Here is a 3901-nt window from a genome sequence, read left to right as displayed (position 1 = left end):
ATTTGAACCTGCGGCCTTCAGGTTATGAGCCTGACGAGCTACCGGGCTGCTCCACCCCGCGTTGACTGGTTTTATTATAGCATAAAGGCCGCTTGATGCGGCCTTTTGATTTGGGCTTTGTGCCGGTTTTTGTGAATGAGAAGATTTGTGTTGCGTTTTGCAGACCTGGCAGCGACCTACTCTCCCGCGTCTTGAGACGAAGTACCATTGGCGCTGGGGCGTTTCACGGCCGTGTTCGGAATGGGAACGGGTGCAGCCGCCCCGCGATAACCACCAGGTCGGCAAAACGCAACATATGTTCATGCGGAACGCATGGATCATATGATTGCTTGTTTATTGGTGTGCCTTATCCTGTTCGCTTGACGCTCACAGGGGACACCAATTGGCCATACGGTCACCTCGACTATGAGGCAACGTCTGATCCAAGCGATCACAGACCATGTTTTCACATGGAAACTGTTGTTTCGAGAAGCTGGAGAGCCAAGGCTCTATTTAATTTACACGTCTTTCTGTGACCGATCCGTTTGTCTGCCTTGCTCGAGATCGAGCGTGGCAGCCATACAGGACGCTAGTCCGTCGCGCCACGTGGCGCGCGCCGTCTGCAGCGCAGCGGCCGAAGGCCGCGACAGCGTGAAGACAGAACAGATGATGCTCATCTTCGATGAGCATGAACAATGGGAACGAAGAAGTCGATCGAGCTATTAGTAACGGTAAGCTTCACACATTGCTGTGCTTCCACACCCGTCCTATCAACGTGGTCGTCTTCCACGGCTCTGATAGGGAACACTCGTTTTCAGGTTGGTTTCCCGCTTAGATGCCTTCAGCGGTTATCCATTCCGTATATAGCTACTCTGCTATGCCCTTGGCAGGACAACAGATCCACCAGAGATACGTCCATCCCGGTCCTCTCGTACTAGGGACAGATCCTGTCAATATTCCTACACCCACGGCAGATAGGGACCGAACTGTCTCACGACGTTCTGAACCCAACTCACGTACCGCTTTAAATGGCGAACAGCCATACCCTTGGGACCTGCTCCAGCCCCAGGATGCGATGAGTCGACATCGAGGTGCCAAACAACCCCGTCGATATGGACTCTTGGGGGTCATCAGCCTGTTATCCCCGGCGTACCTTTTATCCGTTGAGCGATGGCCCTTCCACACGGGACCACCGGATCACTATGACCGACTTTCGTCTCTGCTCGACTTGTCAGTCTCGCAGTCAGGCTAGCTTATGCCATTGCACTCGACGACCGATTTCCGACCGGTCTGAGCTAACCATCGCGCGCCTCCGTTACTCTTTCGGAGGCGACCGCCCCAGTCAAACTACCCACCATACACTGTCCCGGATCCGGATAACGGACCGCGGTTAGACATCCACGAAGATAAGGGTGGTATTTCAAGGATGGCTCCACAGAAACTGGCGTCCCTGCTTCAAAGCCTACCACCTATCCTACACATGCCTTGGCGAATGCCAGTGTAAAGCTATAGTAAAGGTGCACGGGGTCTTTCCGTCTGACCGCAGGAACCCCGCATCTTCACGGGGAATTCAATTTCACTGAGTCTATGTTGGAGACAGCGGGGAAGTCGTTACGCCATTCGTGCAGGTCGGAACTTACCCGACAAGGAATTTCGCTACCTTAGGACCGTTATAGTTACGGCCGCCGTTTACTGGGGCTTCAGTTCAGAGCTTGCACCCCTCCCTTTAACCTTCCAGCACCGGGCAGGCGTCAGACCCTATACGTCGTATTGCTACTTCGCAGAGCCCTGTGTTTTTGATAAACAGTCGCTACCCCCTGGTCTGTGCCACCCCATCATACTTGCGTACAAAAGGGTCACGCTTCTTCCGAAGTTACGCGTGCAATTTGCCGAGTTCCTTCAACATAGTTCTCTCAAGCGCCTTGGTATACTCTACCTGACCACCTGTGTCGGTTTCGGGTACGGTCTATACGGTGGAGCTATTTCCTGGAACCTCTTCGCCGCCCAACCAATCCAATAAGGTTGAACAACACACGAGATCCGTCACTACCACCAGGCCCACGAATATTAACGTGGTTCCCATCGACTACGCGTGTCCGCCTCGTCTTAGGGGCCGGCTAACCCTGCTCAGATTAACTTTAAGCAGGAACCCTTGGTCTTTCGGCGAGGGAGTCTCTCACTCCCTTTATCGTTACTCATGTCAACATTCGCACTTCCGATATCTCCAGCAGCCCTCACGGGTCCGCCTTCACAGACTTACGGAACGCTCCGCTACCACTTGCGATTACTCGCAAATCCTCAGCTTCGGTGCATGGCTTTAGCCCCGTTACATTTTCGGCGCAAAGACCCTTATTTAGACCAGTGAGCTGTTACGCTTTCTTTAAATGATGGCTGCTTCTAAGCCAACATCCTGGTTGTTTTGGGATCCTCACATCCTTTCCCACTTAGCCATGACTTGGGGACCTTAGCTGGAGGTCAGGGTTGTTGCCCTTTTCACGACGGACGTTAGCACCCGCCGTGTGTCTGCCGACTAGTACTCCTCGGTATTCGGAGTTTGGTTAGGATCAGTAAGACGGTGAGTCCCCATAGCCCATCCAGTGCTCTACCCCCGAGGGTATTCGGTCGACGCTCTACCTAAATAGATTTCGCGGAGAACCAGCTATTTCCGAGTTTGATTGGCCTTTCACCCCTAGCCACAAGTCATCCCGAACTATTGCAACAGTTATGGGTTCGGCCCTCCAGTTGGTGTTACCCAACCTTCAGCCTGCTCATGGCTAGATCACTCGGTTTCGGGTCTAATGCAACTAACTAAAATCGCCCTGTTCAGACTCGCTTTCGCTGCGCCTACACCTACCGGCTTAAGCTTGCTAGTTACACTAAGTCGTTGACCCATTATACAAAAGGTACGCCGTCACCCTTGCGGGCTCCGACTGTTTGTAGGCATCCGGTTTCAGGTTCTATTTCACTCCCCTCGTCGGGGTGCTTTTCACCTTTCCCTCACGGTACTTGTTCGCTATCGGTCATGCACGAGTACTTAGGCTTGGAGAGTGGTCTCCCCATGTTCAGACAGGATTTCACGTGTCCCGCCCTACTCAAGGACAATGACTGTTCTACGCGTAAGGGGCTATCACCCTCTATGGCCGACCTTTCCAGATCGTTCCGCTTTATTCATCATTGCCACTGGCCTGGTCCGCGTTCGCTCGCCACTACTTGCGGAGTCTCGGTTGATGTCCTTTCCTGCAGGTACTTAGATGTTTCAGTTCCCTGCGTTCGCTTCTTACCCCTATGTATTCGAAAGTAAGATACCTTATCACAATGCTTGGAAACCCAGGCCGTTCGTTAAAACAGACTGGATTTTCCAAGCATTTAAGGTGGGTTGCCCCATTCGGAGATCCATGGATCAAAGCTTATTCGCAGCTCCCCACGGCTTTTCGCAGCGTATCACGTCCTTCTTCGCCTGTGCATGCCAAGGCATCCACCAAATGCCCTTAATTCACTTCTTCGTTCTCATTGTCTATGCTCATCCATAGCCGTTCCAAAGGAACGGCAACCTGATTACCTTTTACAATCAAGTCATTTCCTGATGACATCGACGTGTCGGTACGGTCTTCTTTGAGGGCACGCCGGTGCACCTCGAAGCCATACCATTAAGACCAGCTTCTCGAGATATCATCCGGTGATGCGCGGTCAGGCAACATCAATCCAGCATCTTCATCAGAGGAACCAAGGTTCCAACAACAAAAATGCCTCGGACAAGCGATCCTTCCTACCTCCAATCCCTCCACCAATTCCGGCCGACTAAGCCATCTCATGGTTTCTTAAGGACTGGTCTCGGACGTCTCGGGCCTAAACCCAAAACACCTGGACGCTTCCAGACATATCTTCTCTTCACAATGTATTCAGAACAGGCATCAGTCCTTGC

General features: G+C 52.4%; 2 rRNA genes. Both read right to left on the bottom strand.

Annotation, left to right across the window (positions count from 1 at the left end):
* Window positions 1-163: 163 nt before the first annotated feature.
* Window positions 164-278: ribosomal RNA gene (gene rrf, locus EM858_RS26860) — 5S ribosomal RNA — on the bottom strand.
* A gap of 402 nt (window positions 279-680) precedes the next feature.
* Window positions 681-3482: ribosomal RNA gene (locus tag EM858_RS26855) — 23S ribosomal RNA — on the bottom strand.
* Between the last annotated feature and the right edge of the window lie 419 nt (window positions 3483-3901).

The organism is Agrobacterium sp. CNPSo 2736, from assembly GCF_004005385.1.
GTDB lineage: Bacteria > Pseudomonadota > Alphaproteobacteria > Rhizobiales > Rhizobiaceae > Agrobacterium > Agrobacterium leguminum.
Note: the sequence above shows the minus strand (reverse complement) of the source record. Positions and strands in the feature narration are given on the sequence as shown.